At 62.8% G+C, this 17,979-nt stretch carries 15 protein-coding genes and 1 riboswitch; of the genes, 3 read left to right on the forward strand and 12 right to left on the reverse strand.

What is annotated here, in order from left to right; translation table 11 throughout:
* Positions 1–3 precede the first annotated feature (3 nt).
* The 4 genes from thiD to guaB all read right to left on the reverse strand — a co-directional run bounded on the left by thiD (position 4) and on the right by guaB (position 4,245).
* Positions 4–903, reverse strand: a complete 900-nt coding sequence (gene thiD / locus HMPREF2757_RS06945; RefSeq protein WP_070574608.1) for a bifunctional hydroxymethylpyrimidine kinase/phosphomethylpyrimidine kinase — start codon at positions 901–903, stop codon at positions 4–6.
* The gene (gene thiE, locus HMPREF2757_RS06950; RefSeq protein ID WP_070574610.1) at positions 900–1,598 is read right to left on the reverse strand and encodes a thiamine phosphate synthase; all 699 of its coding nucleotides are present in this window, start codon (positions 1,596–1,598) and stop codon (positions 900–902) included. Before thiE ends, thiD begins: the two co-directional genes overlap by 4 nt.
* Positions 1,595–2,452, reverse strand: a complete 858-nt coding sequence (gene thiM, locus HMPREF2757_RS06955) for a hydroxyethylthiazole kinase (RefSeq protein WP_070574612.1) — start codon at positions 2,450–2,452, stop codon at positions 1,595–1,597. The genes thiE and thiM overlap by 4 nt, the downstream gene beginning before the upstream one ends.
* Positions 2,440–2,533, reverse strand: a riboswitch (TPP riboswitch). It overlaps the preceding gene by 13 nt.
* Positions 2,534–2,724: 191 nt before the next feature.
* Positions 2,725–4,245: an IMP dehydrogenase gene (guaB, locus tag HMPREF2757_RS06960; RefSeq protein ID WP_083304159.1), complete on the reverse strand. Its 1,521-nt coding sequence runs from the start codon at positions 4,243–4,245 to the stop codon at positions 2,725–2,727.
* A 194-nt stretch (positions 4,246–4,439) separates the two neighbouring features.
* Here guaB and HMPREF2757_RS06965 point away from each other — a divergent pair, with 194 nt between their 5' ends.
* The gene (locus HMPREF2757_RS06965) at positions 4,440–4,850 is read left to right on the forward strand and encodes an HsmA family protein (protein WP_070574616.1); all 411 of its coding nucleotides are present in this window, start codon (positions 4,440–4,442) and stop codon (positions 4,848–4,850) included.
* Positions 4,851–4,856: 6 nt separating this feature from the next.
* On the opposite strand, the gene HMPREF2757_RS06970 is transcribed toward HMPREF2757_RS06965, so the two are convergent.
* Entirely contained in the window at positions 4,857–5,897 is a 1,041-nt protein-coding gene (locus HMPREF2757_RS06970; RefSeq protein WP_083304198.1) for a pseudouridine synthase, read from the reverse strand.
* Between the two features lie 157 nt (positions 5,898–6,054).
* Between HMPREF2757_RS06970 and HMPREF2757_RS06975 the strand changes: the two genes are divergently transcribed.
* Complete coding sequence (locus tag HMPREF2757_RS06975; protein ID WP_070574621.1) at positions 6,055–7,386, forward strand: AMP-binding protein; 1,332 nt, start codon at positions 6,055–6,057, stop codon at positions 7,384–7,386.
* An 85-nt stretch (positions 7,387–7,471) separates the two neighbouring features.
* Here HMPREF2757_RS06975 and HMPREF2757_RS06980 read toward each other — a convergent pair whose 3' ends face one another.
* The 7 genes from HMPREF2757_RS06980 to HMPREF2757_RS07010 all read right to left on the reverse strand — a co-directional run bounded on the left by HMPREF2757_RS06980 (position 7,472) and on the right by HMPREF2757_RS07010 (position 16,142).
* Entirely contained in the window at positions 7,472–9,565 is a 2,094-nt protein-coding gene (locus HMPREF2757_RS06980) for an acyltransferase family protein (RefSeq protein ID WP_141750209.1), read from the reverse strand.
* Between the two features lie 349 nt (positions 9,566–9,914).
* Positions 9,915–11,501 (reverse strand): chaperonin GroEL, encoded by a 1,587-nt coding sequence (groL, locus tag HMPREF2757_RS06985; RefSeq protein ID WP_070574625.1) that lies wholly within the window; start codon positions 11,499–11,501, stop codon positions 9,915–9,917.
* 104 nt (positions 11,502–11,605) lie between these two features.
* Positions 11,606–11,899 (reverse strand): co-chaperone GroES, encoded by a 294-nt coding sequence (gene groES, locus HMPREF2757_RS06990; protein ID WP_070574627.1) that lies wholly within the window; start codon positions 11,897–11,899, stop codon positions 11,606–11,608.
* A 289-nt stretch (positions 11,900–12,188) separates the two neighbouring features.
* Positions 12,189–13,118 carry a TatD family hydrolase gene (locus HMPREF2757_RS06995; RefSeq protein ID WP_070574629.1) on the reverse strand — a complete coding sequence of 310 codons (930 nt, stop codon included), beginning with the start codon at positions 13,116–13,118 and terminating at the stop codon, positions 12,189–12,191.
* Positions 13,119–13,123: 5 nt separating this feature from the next.
* Positions 13,124–14,704 (reverse strand): methionine--tRNA ligase, encoded by a 1,581-nt coding sequence (gene metG, locus HMPREF2757_RS07000; protein WP_070574631.1) that lies wholly within the window; start codon positions 14,702–14,704, stop codon positions 13,124–13,126.
* 89 nt (positions 14,705–14,793) lie between these two features.
* Positions 14,794–15,600 (reverse strand): 16S rRNA (cytidine(1402)-2'-O)-methyltransferase, encoded by an 807-nt coding sequence (rsmI, locus tag HMPREF2757_RS07005; protein WP_256278286.1) that lies wholly within the window; start codon positions 15,598–15,600, stop codon positions 14,794–14,796.
* Between the two features lie 32 nt (positions 15,601–15,632).
* Positions 15,633–16,142 carry a DUF4190 domain-containing protein gene (locus HMPREF2757_RS07010; RefSeq protein WP_070574635.1) on the reverse strand — a complete coding sequence of 170 codons (510 nt, stop codon included), beginning with the start codon at positions 16,140–16,142 and terminating at the stop codon, positions 15,633–15,635.
* A gap of 102 nt (positions 16,143–16,244) precedes the next feature.
* On the opposite strand from HMPREF2757_RS07010, the gene HMPREF2757_RS07015 reads away from it, so the two are divergent.
* A complete protein-coding gene (locus HMPREF2757_RS07015) occupies positions 16,245–17,903 on the forward strand; it encodes a dolichyl-phosphate-mannose--protein mannosyltransferase (RefSeq protein ID WP_256278287.1) in 1,659 nt (552 codons plus the stop codon).
* Positions 17,904–17,979 lie beyond the last annotated feature (76 nt).

Raw genomic sequence — 17,979 nt, forward strand, 5'->3', positions numbered from 1 at the left:
CGCTCAGCGGGTGATGTCGACAATGTGGTCGACCGGCCCGTGGGCACCGTCGGAGTTCAGCGACAGCTGCCAGTCGGCTGCGCTGCCGATGGCGCGGGCCAGGTAGTCAAGTGCCGCACCGACGGCATCTCCCAGCGCCTCCCCGCTCGAAGCGCCCGCAGGGTCTTCTCCCGCAGCCTCCAGGACGTGCCTGCGGTGGGCGACCTCTGCGGCTATGGCCGCCGAAAGCGTGCAGCCGGTGCCGTGGGTGTTGGCCGAAAAGACGCGCGGGTGGCTGAATTCGCGCCACGCGATGTCGTCGCCTTCGGCAACCGCAAGGATGTCTGTGACGATGGAGTCTGCTGCGTGCCCGCCTTTGAGAAGCACGGCTTTCGGCCCCATTTTCAGCAGGCGGGCAGCCTGTTCGCGCATCTGTGCGGGAGTGCCGGCTTCGGGTTCGTCATCGCCCAGCAGGAGTGCTGCTTCAGGCAGGTTGGGAGTGATGAGACCGGCGTGTGGCAGCAAAGCGGTGCGCACCGCTTCGATTGCGCTCTCTGCCAGCAGTCGGTGGCCGGAGGTTGCGACCATGACGGGGTCGACCACCAAAAAGCCCAGTCTGCCGGCCGACGCATAGTCTGCCGTGGTCTGCACGAGTTCCGGTGTGCCGAGCATGCCGGATTTGCTCGCGTCAACATGGATGTCATCAACGACCGAATTGAACTGGTCGATTACGAAGTCGTGGTCGATCTCGTAGATGCGGCTGACTCCGTGGGTGTTCTGTGCGACGAGGGCCGTGATGATGCTGGCTCCGTATGCGCCGCGGGCGGTGAAAGTTTTGAGGTCGGCCTGAATTCCCGCACCGCCGGAAGGGTCGGTGCCGGCGATGGTGACGGCGACGGGAGGACGATGGCCTGCTGCGGTCATGATCTTTCTCCTGTGTAGGCCGCCAGAATGTCCCGGGCTGCTCCGGCCGGGTTTGGTGCGGTCATGATGGCTGACACAACGCAGATTCCCGCGGCACCCGTACCGCGCAGCGCTGCGGCGTTGTGGTCTTTGATCCCGCCGATGGCAAATGCGGGCAGGCCCGCTTTTCCGGCGCGGTCGCGGAAACCTTCCGGGCCGATGGCACTGCGTCCGGTCTCTTTGGTCTGGGTGGCGTACACCGGCCCGATGCCGACCAGATCGACGTTCTGGCTTCGAGCGCGCGCAAAGTGTTCGGGCTCCTGGGCTGAAACACCCAGCAGCGGTTCCGCACCGATGCGCTGGCGCACATCGTCTGCCGACATGTCGCCTTGACCCACGTGCACGTGGACTTTTCTGCCGCGCTCCAGAAGGCGGGCTGCGACATCGACGCGGTCATTGACGAAGACGGGGACGTCAGTTTTGATGCTGTGCTCAGCGCGTGCGCGCTCAACGGCATCGAGCACGCTCAGGGTGAGCTTTTCGAAGCCTGCATCGTCAATGTGCTTATCGCGCACCTGCACGATGCCCACTCCCCCGGCAACTGCCTGGGCGACGGTCTCGGCCACCGTGCGCCCGGCGCTTTCGGCCATGGCGGTGTCAGTGACCAGGTAGAGGTCGGTGCGGTAGTCGGACAGGCGGTCCAGTGGTGCGCTCATGCGGTTCCTCCCGTTGTCCACGCGGTCTCAATTCGGGCTAGGTCATCTGGCCCCACGGCGTGCAGGCCATCGAGGAAGTGCGCGGCGAATGTTCCGGGTCCGCTGGCTTGTGTGTGCGCTGCCTGGGCGGCCGAGGTGAAGTGCAGGTGCGCTGCTGCCGCGGCCATGCCTGTTCTCACCCGGGGGCTGAGGTCCTGTGTCTGCCGGGTGTGGGCAGCTGTCGCGGCGTAGGCGGCAGCGAGTGCTCCGAGCGAGCACCCGGTGCCGATGACGCTGGGCATATAGGGACTGCCGCCTGTGATCGTCACGGTGTGGGTTGCGGAATCGTCGGCGAACACAATGGCGTCAGACTCCCCAGAAACGGCGGCGACAATGCCGGCCTGGGCGAGGCTTGCCGCTGCTGCCAGGGCGTCGTCGACGGAGTGCGTTGAGTCGGTTCCGCGGGCGCTGCCGGACTGCTGGGCCAGGCCGATGATTTCGGAGGCATTGCCGCGCACAATGGCCGGGCCGCTGTTCAGAGCGCGCATAATCCTGGAGGTGCGGTGCCCGGAAATCCCAAAGCCCACGGGGTCGAGCACCCACGGTTTGCCGGACTGAGCGAAAGTGTCGATGGCACCGTCAGCTGACAAGTACTGGTGCGATGTTGGTGTGCCGAAGTTGATGAGCAGACCGTCGGCGATTTCGGCGAAGTCTGCAGCGTCGGCTTCGTGGTCGATCATGGCGGGGCTGGCACCTGACGCCAAGAGCACATTTGCGGCGAACTGCTGAACGACCGTGTTCACAATGCACTGCACGAGCGGCGTGCGCTGCCGCAGAGTTTCAAGCAGTGCGCCCGCATAGTCTTTGAGTTCCATGACATCCCTTCGCTGGTCCTAACCACACAGGTTCAACGGGTTAATCTCAGCCGCTGCTTCGCGGCACCCCGTGTCACTTTGCTCACCCTAGCACCCGCCCATGACACAGATCGACGGTGCAAGCCCACGACGCAGGCCCCGTCCTGCACCGCACACCAGCGCAGTAGGCCCGACAGCCGCGACCTCCGCCTCGTGAGCAGACAGCTGTGCGCCCGGCCAGAGGCACGGGCGCACAGAAGACGATCACAGACAGCCGGATCGGCTGCGGCGGATCAGTGGTAGTTGGGGGCTTCCTGGGTGATCTGAATGTCGTGAGGGTGGCTTTCCTTCAGACCCGCAGTGGTCAGGCGCACGAACTGGCCCTTGGCCTTCAGTTCCGGAATCGAGCGGGCGCCCACGTAGAACATGGTCTGACGCAGGCCGCCGGTCAGCTGGTAGGCCACCTGACGCAGCGGACCGCGGTAGGAAACACGGCCCTCAATGCCTTCGGGCACAAGGTCGGTGTCGGTGACGACATCGGCCTGGAAGTAGCGGTCTTTAGAGTAGGAGCGTCCTTTGCGCGGAGCCATAGCCCCAAGTGAGCCCATACCGCGGTATGCCTTGTACTGCTTGCCGTTGACCAGGATGAGCTCGCCGGGGCTTTCCTCACAGCCTGCCAGCAGCGAACCGAGCATGACCGAATCGGCACCGGCGACAAGAGCCTTGCCGATGTCGCCCGAATACTGCAGACCGCCATCGCCGATGACCGGCACACCGGCTTCGCGGGCAGCCTGGTAGGCCAGGTTGATTGCGGTGACCTGCGGGACACCCACACCGGCGACAATGCGCGTGGTGCAGATGGAGCCCGGGCCCACACCCACCTTGATGGCGTCAGCCCCGGCGTCGATGAGCGCCTGAGCTCCCGCGCGGGTAGCCACATTACCGCCGATGACCTGCACGTCCTTAAACGCCGGATCCTTTTTGAGCGACGTGATCATGTCGGTCACACCGCGGGCGTGGCCATTGGCGGTGTCGACCACCAGGACGTCCACACCCGCTTCGGCCAGCAGACCCGCCCGCTCAAAAGCATCGCCGTAGAAGCCGACCGCAGCACCCACGAGCAGGCGTCCCTCGCCGTCCTTTGAGGCGTTGGGGTATTCATCGCGCTTGACGAAGTCCTTGACCGTTATAAGGCCCTGGATCTTGTTGTTCTCGTCAACCAGCGGAAGCTTTTCGATCTTGTGCTCCGCCAGCAGTTCGTAGGCCTTTTCGGCGGACACATTGTGGGGAGCGGTGATGAGCGGCATCTTCGTCATGATTTCGCCGACCGTGGTGGTGGCGAAGTCAGTGCGCGGCACAAAGCGGAGGTCGCGGTTGGTGATGATGCCCACGAGAGTGTTGTCATCATCAACCACCGGAAGGCCGGAAATGCGGTACTGACCGCACATGTGGTCAAGCTCTTCGAGTGACTTTTCAGCAGTGATCGTCACCGGATCGGTGATCATTCCCGATTCCGAGCGCTTCACATAGTCGACCTGAGCGGCCTGATCTTCTTTCGACAGGTTGCGGTGAATGATTCCCACACCGCCGAAGCGGGCCATGGCGATTGCCATGCGGGACTCCGTCACGGTGTCCATAGCGGCTGAGACCAGCGGAACCGCAATGTCGAGTTCGCGCGTCAGGCGAGTTTTCGTTGTGGCCTCCGACGGGATGACATCTGTGTCTCCCGGCAGCAGCAGGACGTCGTCATAGGTCAGACCGGTAAGCGAAAACGGATCTTCTGCGTCTTTGAAATGCTGGTGAACCTCTGGCAAGAGAACCCTTCCTCCGGTTGAGACCATAACCGCGTGCCATTTGCATGACATCCGCGGTGTTTTTATGAACCTATCCTAAGGGGTTCGCGCTGGTCTTCCCGATGCGGGTGAAGCGCAGAATCAGCCGAAAGTATGACCCCGAATTCAGCTTTCCGCGCGATGTGCCGAAGAATTGAGCGCGCCAAGCTGAAGGCATGCTGATTCTTGCGATTGTCCTCATTTCACTGGCACTGGTCTTCTACACGATCGGCGTGTGGGCCGAGCGTCTGAAGAAGACCCTCACCTGGCCGCACGTGGCCCTGTTCGGAATGGGTCTGCTCTTCGATGCGTCAGGGACCGAGGTGATGCGCCGCATTGCTGCCGCCGGCGCATCGACAATGTCGAACGCACCCGATGGTTCTCTCGCCCAGATTCTGTCGATCACCATGGCGATCACCGGCCTGATCGCGCTCATCCTCATGGCAGTGCACTTCTTCTGGGCTCTCATCGTGATGATCAAGGGCACCCAGCGGGCCAAGGCCGTCTTCCACAGATTCTCTGTCACCGTGTGGGCCATCTGGCTGGTCCCCTACCTGACAGGCATGGTGTCCTCAATGGTCGCCTGAGCACATTCACCGAGCCGGCCCCTCCGGCAGCGTGAGCGGGAAGTTCGACTGGAACTCCCGTTCCTTCCCGCTGAGCGGATCGGCAAAGCGCAGCCCGTCTGCCACCAGCTGCAGCGGGTCGGAGAAATCGTACGGGTCCGGTGCCCAATCAGCCGGGTAGACGGGATCACCCACCATCGGCACGCCCAGCCCATTGAGGTGTACGCGCAGCTGGTGGGTCTTCCCGGTGACCGGCTCCAAGGCGAACTCTCCGATCGAGGTGAGCTCCGCCTCGTGAGCCGGCGTCGAGGCTTTCGGCCCTGCGACGGGTGCCGATTCCGGCGGAAGCCGGCGGGCGGCCCGGCCGCGGATGCCCTCAAACCGCAGGCGGGTTTCGGTGTTGGGGATCCCGGGCAGTTCAACCACTTGGCGCTCGCCCTTGGTTTTGTGCAGGCGGGTTCTGCGGACAGTTGGCAGGGTCCCAGGGTCGAAGTCGGGCCGCAGCCAGGCCAGCGCGCGGTAGGTTTTGTGCACGCTACGGTGTTGGAAGAGAACCTGGTAGGCGCCTCGGGTTTCGCGGCGCCGCGAGAACAGCAGCAGGCCGGCGGTCACACGGTCCAGCCGGTGGACGGCAACCAAGTCGGGTTCGTTCAGCTCAAGGCGGAGACGGGTCACCGCCGACTGGCGCACAAAACGGCCGTTGGGGGTCGAAGCGAGGAAATGCGGTTTGTCGACGACCACAATGTCGCGATCTTCATAGAGGACGGTGAGGTCAAAGGGGACGGGGTCTTCTTGCGGGACCGGCCGGTGGAAGAAGTAGAAGCCGCCGGGAATGACGGGATCTTCCGGGGCGGCTGGACGGCCGGTTTCGTCTGTCAGGCAGCCGCCGTCGGGGTGCTCCGTCAGCCAGGTGCGCTCCTGTGGAGAGTGGTCTGGGAACTCCTGAGCCAGCCACGCGTGGACGGTCTTCGGCACCGGCAGGTGGGCTTTTGCGGATGTCTGGTTCCCGCCGGGAGCACGCAGGCGGTTTGCGCTGATCCCCTCACGAGGAGGAAGGGGGCTTTGCATCACAACCTCCATGCAGTCTCGGAGCGGGTGTGGAATGGACAAGGTTCGGCCTGGTGACAGCGCGATTTTGCAATCTATTTGAAATAAGAAAACCCGCCGAGTTCAGCGTATTCGCGATAAAGTCGACCGGGCCGGAATTTTATCGACAGGAGAAGCTGTGAAGCTCACCACCATGCTGCAGAACGTTGTTTCCGACCATGGGGACCGTATCGCACTGGTCACTCCGACAGAGCGCGTGACCTACGCGCAGCTGGACGATAGGGCGCGGCGGGCGGCCGCAGTGCTCGCCGCTCACCAGGTGTTTCCCGGTGATCGGATCGGCGTAATGACCCTCAACAGCGCTTCAGCCGTATATACGCTGTTCGGCGCGTGGTACCTCGGGGCGATTCCCGTTCCCCTGAATCCGAAGATGGATTCGGATGACCTCGAAGCAGTCATCAGCCACGCGGGCATTGAGGTTGCTCTCGTGTCGGCCGAACTGTGGAAAGCCGCCAAGCGCGTTGACCTGGGCATTGAGTGGATTGTGTCCGAGGCCGGCCGTAGTCAGCGTGCAGAGGGCCGCGGTGGAAACGGTCGTTCCGGCGGCACTGTTTTCGAAACGACCATTGACGCTGTCGACCCGTACACGGAAGCTGAATACGAAGACGCCGCGACCGCGCTCATTCAGTACATCGACCTTGTTGACGGTATTCCGCGCGGCGCGGTATTCACCCACGCCGGCCTGGCCGAAGCACAGCCAGCTGTTGCACGGGCCATGGGAATCGACGGCTATGACGTGGTGCAGACCGCCTCTCCCCTGTGGAATCCCACAGCCTTGCACACTTCGATTCTGACCCCGCTGTCGTTGGGTGCCGCGGTGGTGTTGTCGGCTGATCCCAAGCCGGCCTCGGCAGCATCACTTGTGCAGAAGGCCGGTTCGACGGTGGTCACCGGCACGGAAGCGGCGCTTCTTGCAACTCTGCCGGGGGCGACCTCTGCTGGTTTTGCGCCGGGTGACATTGAGCGGATTTTTGTGCTCGGCACCGTGTCGTCACCGCGAGTGGGTGCTGAAATTGCGCGCGCCTATCGGGCTAAGCACTTCTATGGCCTGTACTCCCCCGGTGCTGCCGCGGGTGTCGGTCTGCTGATCACGGCTCAGGACATTGTGAAGGCTCCCGGAGCTGTGGGCACCGCCGAACAGGGAACCGGCATTGACGTTCGAATTGTTGAAGGCTCCGGCACCGCCATGGGCGGAGCCTCCCCTGACGAGGTGGAAGCCCGGGACTCGGCTGCTGCTTCCGGTGGGGATACAGCGGCGGCGGGGGACGACGAGCGTTCGGCCTCTGGAGAGGTCTCGGCTTCGCACGGTGAGCTGCAGCTGCGCGGTCCCGGCCTGCTGAAGAGCTTCTGGCGCAATCCGCTTGCAACCGCCGATTCGCTTGACGGCGAATGGCTGCGCACCGGAGTGACAGCCCACCTCGACGGCGAAGGGCGAATTCACGTGGACTGAGGCGCAGACCGATTAGCTCACGCTCAGGTGTTTCACGGTCAGGGCCGGGTGCAAGCGGCAGACTGCCTGCACCCGGCCGCTGCTGTCAGGTGGCGCTGCTCTGCCGCATCAGCCAGCCGAAGTCCTGCCGCATTTCCTTTTCCAGTCCGTCCGCCAGGGAACGCGCAAACGGCGCCGTGAAGTGGCCGTGGTCGTAGCTGGTCAGGATGTTGCCCACAATCGCATCGCAGTTGTCGGCTTGTGGATCGTTGACGGCGGGACAAACGTATTCCTTCATGTCCAGCGAATAGGCGCCGTCGGGAAGATCCGTCTGCGGATCTTCTTTCAGCCACTTCTTCGGTATGCCGCATTCCTGCGACGTTCCGCCGTCGGACAAGCATCGAGGGATGTCGAGGTTGCTGTCCTTGGGTGCAGCGCGCATGAGCATCAGCTGCGTGTCGGTCTCGGTGATCTGCTTCCACCAGTACGGGGCGCGATCAAGAATGTACTCTTCATCCCGCGCTTCATCCGTGCGGGATCCCGACGCAACCACCAAGTCGACGTCGTTGGAGGCGAGCCATTCCACAAGATTTTCGTTGTATCGTCCGCACATTGAGTCTGGAGACAGTTCTCCGCCGAGCGGGCAGCCGCCCTTATCCAGCACGATGACTTCCCAGCCGTATTTGCGTGCCAGGCTTTTGAACGTCGTCTCCCAGTGGCCGCCGAATGACCCGCCGGTCAGAACAATCGTCGCCGTGGGCTGCGACGGCGCACCTTCGTCCTCACAGACCAATACAACATCCGTGCCCGGGTCATCGCCCGAGCTCTGCTCACAACCCTGATAGAAATACGGGGACTTGAAGTCTCGTGCCTCTTCTGGCATCGGAACCATGTCTGCCTCCGGAAGATCGCGGTCGTCCTCCCAAAAGGCGATGTGTGCCCCGGGGTATACGTCCTGGTTCAGGTCTTCGTATGCGGTCCGGACTTCACCGTTGGAATTGGCCAAAGGGGTGATGACAAGCGCCCCGACAAGCATTGCCGCTGATCCTGCCGGGATCATGGTCTTGTTGCGTTTGAAGATCGTGCCTATGCGCGAAGTCGACCGCGGCGCCAGGCGCAGCTCGACAGACCGATAGGTTGCTGCCGCGAGAACCAAGGTGATGAAGAAGACAAGGGCCGCGCCCTTAATGCCGACGGCGGATCGGTCTCTGATGTTCAGGTAGAAGATGAGAACCGGCCAGTGCCACAGGTAGATGCCATAGGACCGGTCAGCAAACCAGCGCACCGTGGGCGACTTCAGGAACCTCGAAGCCGAGAACCGATCTGCGGGCGTACCGCTGAGGTCCCCAGAAACCATCACGAGCAGCCAGCCGAACAGCGGCCACAGAGCCAAGGGGCCGGGAAACACCTGGCCTCCGTCGAACACAAATCCAGTTGTGGCGATCATTGCAAGGCCAATCCACCCGGCTGGCAGCCGCCAGCTGCTGCGCACACGGATCCGGTCAAGGACAAGAGCAGCAAGACCGCCGAACGCGAACTCCCAAAGCCTGGTCCAGGTCGACAGATAGGCCTTGTCCTGAGCATAGAAACCCTGGATGGCCGCCCACAGCAGTGAGATGATCAGAACACCGCTGAGGGCCAGGGCGATCGCCCGGACAAAGTGCATCCCCCGGACTGTGCCGGCGGAAATCGCCACTGCGACGAAGAAGACAGGCAACACAACATAGAACTGTCCCTGTACTGACAGTGACCAAAAATGTTGGTACAGCGACGTCTGCGGCCCCGCTGCCCCGTAGGCCAACTGCGAGCGGATGAGCTCGAAGTTCTCAAAGTACAGAAGCGAGGCGCGCGCCTCAGCAAATGCCTGACGGTGAGCGGTTTTGGGCAGGATGAAGTATGCGAAGGCTGCCGTAATGCCGATGACGAGGGCTGCGGGTATGAAGATTCGCCTGTACAGTCTGCCGAAGTATTGCGTCAGGTTGACCTGGCCATCGGCGGTGAACTCCCGCACCAGCATGCTGACAAAGAGAAAACCGGTAACCGCAAGAAATATGTCAATGCCACCGGAGACTCGCCCTTGGCCGAAAAGGTGGAAGAGCACAACACCCAGCAGCGCAAGCCCGCGAACACCGTGAAGCTCTGGACGAAATCTGCGTTCGGGAACACCCAACATCGAAGATACTCGCACCGGCGTACTCACTACAGCGAACTTTCATCTCGACTCAACGTGCACAGCATGCTGGCCGGAGCATGCTCGATTTTCGTACGGCTGAAAGCCAATTCGCTCAGTATTCCGACTACGAGTGTCAGGAACGTGAACTCAGGGTTTCGGCAAGGGGTAAGTTCCTCTGGCAGCTGAGATCCACCTCGTCCTTCTGAGTCACCCGCGCCCTGCGCACAAGGACTCCCTTTAGCAACAGAAACTCCCGTTAGCCGGACTGCTAACGGGAGTTTCTGTTGCTAAAGGGTGGGCACACCCAAATCCAGACGGCTCAGGCGCTGAGCCTGAGCCTCAAACTCAGGCAATAAGCCAATCCTCAGCTAGACGCTCAGTCGTCTTCGTCTTCTTCCTGCTTCTCGACCACGAGCGATTCGGTGGTGAGAACCAGGGCTGCGATCGATGCTGCATTGCGCAGTGCCGAACGGGTGACCTTGACCGGGTCGATGATGCCCTTGCCGATGAGGTCGCCGTATTCGCCGGTTGCTGCGTTGTAGCCCTCGCCGAGGTCGAGTTCTTCGACCTTGGACACGACGACGAAGCCGTCCTGTCCGGCGTTTTCGGCAATCCAGCGAAGCGGCTGGCGCACAGCGCGGCGAACAATCTCCGCGCCGGTGGCTGCGTCGCCTTCCAGGCCGAGGCCTTCGGCAGCAGCGGATGCGTGCACGAGTGCGGTGCCGCCGCCGGCGACGATGCCCTCTTCGATGGCTGCGCGCGTAGCCGCAACTGCGTCTTCGACGCGGTGCTTGCGCTCCTTGAGCTCAACTTCGGTGGCTGCTCCGACCTTGATGACGGCAACGCCGCCGGCCAGCTTAGCCAGGCGCTCCTGCAGCTTTTCGCGGTCCCATTCGGAATCGGTCTTTTCGACCTCTGCGCGGATCTGGGCGACGCGTCCGGCAACAGCTTCGTCTGCTCCGCCGCCGTTGACGACCGTGGTGTTGTCCTTGGTCACGGTGACGGTGCGTGCGGTGCCGAGCTGTTCGAGGGTGGCCTGTTCGAGCTTCATGCCCATGTCGGGCGTGATGACTTCGCCGCCGGTGAGGACTGCGAGGTCTTCCAGGATTGCCTTGCGGCGGTCGCCGAAGCCGGGAGCCTTGACGGCGGCAACGTTGAGGATGCCGCGCATCTTGTTGACAACCAGCGTCGACAGGGCTTCGCCTTCGACGTCTTCGGCAATGATCAACAGCGGCTTGGATGCCTGCTGGACCTTTTCGAGCACCGGGAGGAGGTCCTGGATGTTCGAGATCTTGCCCTGGTTGATGAGGATGTAGGGGTCCTCAAGAACAGCTTCCTGGCGGTCTGCATCGGTGATGAAGTACGGCGACAGGTAGCCCTTGTCGAACTGCATGCCCTCGGTGAATTCGAGTTCGACCGCGGACGCCTGCGATTCGTCGATGGTGATGACGCCGTCCTTGCCGACCTTTTCGAAGGCCTCGGCGATCAGTTCGCCGATTTCCTCCGACTGTGCCGACAGTGCTGCGACGTGTGCGATTTCCTCAGATCCGGACACTTCGCGGGCGTTTTCGCGCAGGCGGGCCTCGACGGCTTCGACTGCGGCTTCGATACCGGCTTTGAGCTGGCCGGGGGCTGCGCCGGCGGCCACGTTGCGCAGGCCTTCGGACACGAGCGCCTGTGCCAGAACGGTTGCTGTGGTGGTGCCGTCACCTGCGACGTCATTGGTCTTGGTGGCGACTTCCTTGGCCAGCTGGGCACCGAGGTTTTCGTAGGAGTCGTTGAGTTCGACTTCGCGGGCGATGGTCACACCGTCGTTGGTGATGGTGGGTGCGCCCCACGCCTTGTCGAGGACGACGTTGCGGCCCTTGGGTCCCAGCGTCACCTTGACGGTGTCGGCCAGGACGTTGACGCCCTTTTCGAGTGCCTTGCGGGCTTCGTCGTCGAACAGAAGGGTCTTAGCCATGGTTCACTTCTCTTTCTGTAAGCCTTTGCCTATTGGGTGAGCGCCTTGCCCGTGGGGCGGGCTCTGCCTCTAGGGAGCGGCAGCTGCTGTTGGTGCGGAAGTGATCAGGCGATGACTGCGAGGACATCGCGAGCCGAGAGCACCAGGTACTCTTCGCCTGCGTACTTGACTTCGGTGCCGCCGTACTTGGAGTAGATGACTTTGTCGCCGACTTCAACGTCGACGGGCACGCGGGTGCCGTTTTCGGCAACGCGTCCGGGTCCGACTGCGACGACTTCGCCTTCCTGCGGCTTTTCCTTGGCGGTGTCCGGGATGACGAGGCCGGAGGCAGTGGTCTGCTCGGCTTCGACCTGACGGACGACGATCCGGTCTTCAAGCGGCTTGATGTTCACCGACATGGAGGAAACTCCTTCGATCAGTTGTATGAAGGTTGCTGGGGTCAACTTGAGCGGAGGGGACAGCTGGGGCGCTGTCTTCTGACGAGGCGCCGCCCGCTTTGGTCTGTTTCCTGCCGTCGTCGCGGGTGCCGGCGGGAACGGTCCTTGACGAGTGCGGTGTGCTGAGGTTTCCGGCTGAGCCCTGTGCTCAGCTCACTGTTCAGCGATTAGCACTCGCACCACTCAGGTGCTAATTCAGACTGTAGTCCGCCCCTGGCACTCGGTCAAGCCGAGTGCTAACCGCTGTCAGTCAGGACCACTCCCCGATTGCCCGCAGAGCATTGGCGGTGGTGACGTTCGCAATGTGCTCTTCGGTGACTCCGCGCACTTCGGCCAGCTTGCGCGCGTTGAGTGCCGCGAGATACGGCCCGCCGGGCTTGCCGCGGTGCGGGTGAGGCGTAAGGAACGGCGCATCGGTTTCAGTCAGCAGGAGTTCATCTGGCGCGACCGCTGCGGCTTCGCGCAGCCCGTCGGCGTTTTTGAACGTGATGTTTCCAGCAAAGGACATGAAGTATCCGCGGCGAGCGCACTCTTGGGCCATCGCAACATCGCCGGAGAAGCAGTGGAGGATGGTGACCTCTGGCGCCCCGACTTCAGCAAGGGTGTCCAGAACGTCACTGTGTGCCTCGCGGTCGTGGATCTGCAGTGCCAGACCGCGGCGCTTGGCGATTTCGATGTGCGCGCGGAACGATTCTTTCTGCGCCTGAATATCCGCACTGTCCGATGCGTCGGTGCGGAAGTAGTCGAGTCCGGTTTCCCCGACAACTCGCACGCGCTCACGGCCTGCGAGTTCGTCGATTTCCGCCAGGGCTTCGTCCAGTTGGCCCGCGCGGGCCAACGTCGGCGCTTCGTTCGGATGCAGTGCAACCCCGCCCAGCAGCCACGGCCTTCCAGCGGCAGCTTCGGAGGCCACGGTGTCGGCCGTCCAGCGGGCGGCCGGCAGGTTGCAGCCAATCTGGACTACGCGTTCGATGCCGGCGGCCATGGCGGATTCGTAGAAGAACGACATCGGCGGAAACTCTTCGTCTTCGCCGGGTTGGACGTCTTCTGCGATGACTTCGCCTGCTTTCAGCGGCAGGCGCACGCCGGTGCAGATGTCCAGGTGGGTGTGGGTGTCAACACCGGGTGTCGCCAGACGTTCCGGTACTTCCGGGTACTCCCCCGCTGCGCGTGAGGCCACGCCTATCAGTCCTCCGGTTCTGTGTATTTGGGAAATACGGGTTCGGGCTTGGGCAGTTCGGTGCCGCCGCTCAAGCGCACATCCAAAGCTGCGAAGCTGCGCGGGTCATCGGCTTCGATATTGTGCGCACCAGCTTCTGCCGTGCCGGTTTCCACACCCAGAAGGTCGAGCACTTTGGACGCGGATTCGGGCATGACCGGCTGAACCAGAATGGTGACTCGGCGCAGGACTTCGAGAGTCGTGTAGAGAACTACCGCCATGCGGCGCTCGTCGGTTTTGCGCAGCTTCCACGGTTCCTGCGCGGAGAAATAGCGGTTGGCGGCTTCGAGCACCCGCCACAGGGCGCCCACATAGCGGTGGAGTTCCTGCAGCTGCACTTCCGAACGGGCCTTGTTCAGCAGGGCCTCGGCCGCGTTCAGAAGTTCGCGGTCGTCGTCAGTGAATTCGTCGTCGGAAACGTCCGGCACAGTCCCGCCGAGGTTTTTGGCGACCATGGACAGCGAGCGCTGCGCCAGATTGCCGTATTCATTGGCGAGGTCAGCGTTCTTGCGCGAAATGATGCCTTCGGCGGAATAGGAGCCGTCCTGACCGTAGGAGATCTCCCGCAGCACAAAGTAGCGCAGGGTATCGAGTCCGAAGCTGTCGATGAGGTCATAGGGGTCGACCACATTGTCGATCGACTTGGACATCTTTTCGCCCTTGTTGAACAGGAAGCCGTGGGCGTGGACGCGCTTGGGCAGTTCGAGGCCCGCGCTCATGAGGAATGCCGGCCAGTAGACCGAGTGGAAGCGCAGGATGTCTTTGCCGATGATGTGTACATCAGCCGGCCAGAATTCGCGGAACGACTCAGATTCGACATCCGGGTAGCCCACGCCGGTGAGGTAGTTGGTCAGCGCGTCGACCCACACGTACATGACGTGCTTGTCATCGCCTGGAACCGGCACGCCCCAGTCGAAGGTCGTGCGCGAAATCGAGAGGTCCTGCAGCCCCTGTGACACAAAGCCGATGACTTCGTTGCGGCGGCTGTCCGGGCCGACGTATTCGGGGTGCTCTTCGTAGAGTTTGAGCAGTTTGTCCTGGTAGGCCGACAGGCGGAAGAAGTAGGACTCTTCCTCTGTCCATTCGACTTCCGTGTCGGTGCTGATGGAAACGCGGGTGCCGTCTTCGCGCAGCGTGGTTTCGTCGTCAGCGTAGTAGGCCTCGTCCCGCACCGAGTACCAGCCGGAGTATTTGTCCAGGTAGATGTCCCCGGCATCGACCATCTTCTGCCAGATGAACTGACTGGCCTTGAGGTGGTCTTCGTCCGTTGTGCGGATGAAGCGGTCGTAGCTGCAGTTGAGGTCGTCGTGGAGCTTCTGGAATTTCGCGGCGTTGCGATCGGCGAGTTCACGGGTGCTGATGCCCTCTTTTTGGGCGGTCTGCTGCATTTTCAGACCGTGTTCGTCAGTGCCGGTCATGAAGAACGTGTTTTCGCCGTCCAGGCGCTTGAACCGCGCGATCGTGTCCGCTGCGATGTATTCGTAGGCGTGGCCGATGTGCGGCTGGCCGTTGGGGTAGGCGATCGCCGTGGTCATATAGAAGCTCATGTGGCACAGTCTACGGGCGGTCACTGACATCACGAGGCGCCGCCCACCTTCGGCTGCACCGCCCTGGTTCTCTTCGCCGCAGGCCGGGGTCAGTCCCGGTGCAGATAGGCTTCGTAGACCTCGCGAGTCTTCAGTCCCGCGGTTTTGGCAACCTGAGCGGCCGCGTCTTTGCCGCGCATGCCCTGAGTGACGAGTTCTGAAACCCGTTCGAGCACATCATCCGGTTCGAGCCCTGGACCGTCAGTGCCAGATACGACCAGGGCGATTTCACCTCTCACCCCGTCGGCTATGTCGGCCAGCACGTCCACGGCGCGGCCGCGGATGACTTCCTCGTGCAGTTTGGTGAGCTCTCGGCACAGTGCGATCCTGCGGTTGGGGCCGAACACTTCGACAATCGCTTCGACTGACTGGACGATCCTGTGTGGGGCTTCGTAGAAGACCATGGTGCGCTCTTCGCTCTGCAGTGACTGCAGGAGACTGCGGCGCTTGCCGGCTTTGCGCGGCAGGAAGCCCTCGAAGGTGAAGCGGTCGGTGGGCAGTCCCGACAGCGCCAGCGCGGTTGTCACGGCGGTGGGGCCGGGCGCACTGGTCACGGGCAGGCCGCTATCGGATACGGCTTTGACCACGTGGTATCCGGGGTCGGAAACGCCGGGCATACCGGCGTCGGTGAGCAGCACGACGCGCATGCCAGAATCGACGGCATCGGCGATTCTTTCGGCGCGGGACTGTTCGTTGTGGTCGAACAGGCTCATGATCTTGGCCGTGTGCTGAACACCGAGCCGTTCGGCCAGGTCGAGGAACCGGCGAGTGTCTTCTGCCGCGATGAGGTCAGCCGCGGCGATCTCTTCGCGCATGCGCGGCGAAGCGTCACCGAGGTTGCCAAGCGGCGTGCCCACTAGCACGAGTGCAGCTCGGTCCTGATGGTCGTTCACGAGTTTGCGAGCGTTCCCGCACCGATAATAAGGCCGAAGAACGCGAGCATGCCCAACAGGAACAGCACAACAAGGCCAGTGCCGATGTAGCCGCAGATCAGCCCGCCCAATGCCATGCCTCGACCCTGTTCGCCCGTCTTCTTGATCTGGGACAGAGAGACGTGCCCCAGAACGATGCCGACCAGCAGACCCAGGAAGAGCGGGCTGAAGGTCCACCCCAGAACGAATCCGACAAGCGAGCTGACCAGCGATCCGATTGCCAAGCCGTTGGTGCCCGGCGATTGGTAATAGCCCGCCGGCTGGCCGTAGGGCTGTCCATAAGCCTGCCCGTGCGCTGGACCATAGCCGTACTGCCCAAACGCCCGCTGACCGTAGGGGTGCTCCTGGTGGCCGTACTGCGACTGCCCGTAGGACGGGCTTGTATAGCCGCTTTCAGAGTGCGAATACGGCTGCAGACTGCTCTGCGGCTGTTCGTCCGGCGGCTGGGGGATGTGTGAACTGGACACGGCGGCTCCTCGAATATCGGGATGCGTATCCGCCCAGTGTAGTCATGACCGCCCCGGCACTGTCAGCTCAGCTGTGTCAGAGCCTGGCTTTAGACTGGCGTCGTGAGTTTCTTGACAGCAGACGCGCGCAGCGGCACCGGATCAACGCGCATCCGGCACCCCAGACCGCGCGCTCAGGTGCCGCAGAATCCCGCACTGAGTTCTGTGTGGGGCTGGGTGTGGCCGCTGCTGATCGCCGCGATCGGCGGGGTGCTGCGAATGCTGCGCCTGGATCATCCGCGCGAACTCGTGTTCGATGAAACGTACTACGTCAAAGACGCCCACTCCGTTGCCCACCACGGGGTCGAACTCAAATGGGCAGAAGACGCCAATGACAAGTTCGCCGCCGGTGATTTCTCAGCTCTGAGCGGCGATCCTTCCTATGTAGTCCACCCGCCGCTGGGCAAATGGATGCTCGGCGCAGGGCAACTGCTCTTCGACGGCGGCGCAAACCCCTTCGGGTGGCGCTTTGCCGCAGCGCTCATCGGCACGCTCACCATCGTGATCATCGCCCGCATTGCCATCCGCATGTTCGGTTCGGTATGGCTGGGCGTCGCGGCGGCTCTTCTCCTGGCCGCTGACGGTCAGCACTTCGTCCATTCGCGCACCGGCCTGCTGGACATCTTCGTCATGTTCTTCGTGCTCATCGCATTCTGGCTGCTGCTCATTGACCGCGATGACGCCCGCCGGAAGATCCTGCAGCGCACCGCAGGCCTGCTTGGCGCCGAGGCCGGCGTCGGAAAACAACACAGCGCGGGCCCCAAATCATGGTTCATGCCTGCGTCTTTCGGCCCTTCTCTTGGGCTTCGCCCCTGGCGGCTGGCCGGCGGCATTGCCCTGGGCCTCGCCTGCGGTGTCAAGTGGAACGGCCTGTACGCACTGGCTGTTTTCGGCATCATGATCGTGCTGTGGGATGTTGCCAACCGCCGCGCAGCCGGTGTCAGCCGCCCGTGGCTTGCCGCTCTCGGCAAGGACTCCGTGCCTGCGTTCATGTCGCTCGTCCCGGTTGCCGGAATCGTGTACCTGCTGTGCTGGACCGGGTGGATTCTCAGCCCCAAGGGCTGGGACCGCGGCTGGGCGGCTGACAACAGCGGCTGGTGGGACTTCCTGCCGGACTGGCTGGTCAGCCTCGCGCACTACCACTACACGGCCTACAACTTCCACGTAGGACTGGACAAACCGCACACCTACATGTCGAATCCATGGGGCTGGACAGTTCAGTGGCGGCCCACCAGCTTCTACTACCGCTCCTATGGCCCTGGCGAACACGGCTGCGCAGTGGACAAGTGTTCGGCTGCGATTCTCGCCGTGGGCAACCCGGTGGTGTGGGGTCTGGGCACCGCGGCACTCGTCGTAGTGCTGCTGGCCTGGGTGCTGCGCCGTGACTGGCGAGCCGGCGCAGTTCTTGCCGGACTGGCGGCCGTGTGGCTGCCGTGGTTCAACTACCAGCACCGCACCATCTTCACCTTCTACACCATCGTCATGGTGCCGTTCATTGTTCTCGCACTCGTCTACGCTCTGGGGATCGTCTGGGGAAGAACCACAGGCGGCACGGCCGTCCAGGGTGCGGCAGCACAGTCCCTGCGTGCGCGCCGACTGGCGGTTGCCGTGATTCTGGCAGCCGCGGTCCTCGTGTTTGCCTTCTACTACCCCATTTGGACGGGCGCCACGATCCCCTACGATTCGTGGCGCATGCGCATGCTCAACCCCACCTGGATCTGACCGGCCCTGCCGCACACAGCCAACCTCCCCGGCACATCCGCACCGGCAGAAGTCGGGCAACTCAATCGCGCCTGCC

The organism is Brevibacterium sp. HMSC063G07 (assembly GCF_001810665.1).
Classification (GTDB): Bacteria; Actinomycetota; Actinomycetes; order Actinomycetales; family Brevibacteriaceae; genus Brevibacterium.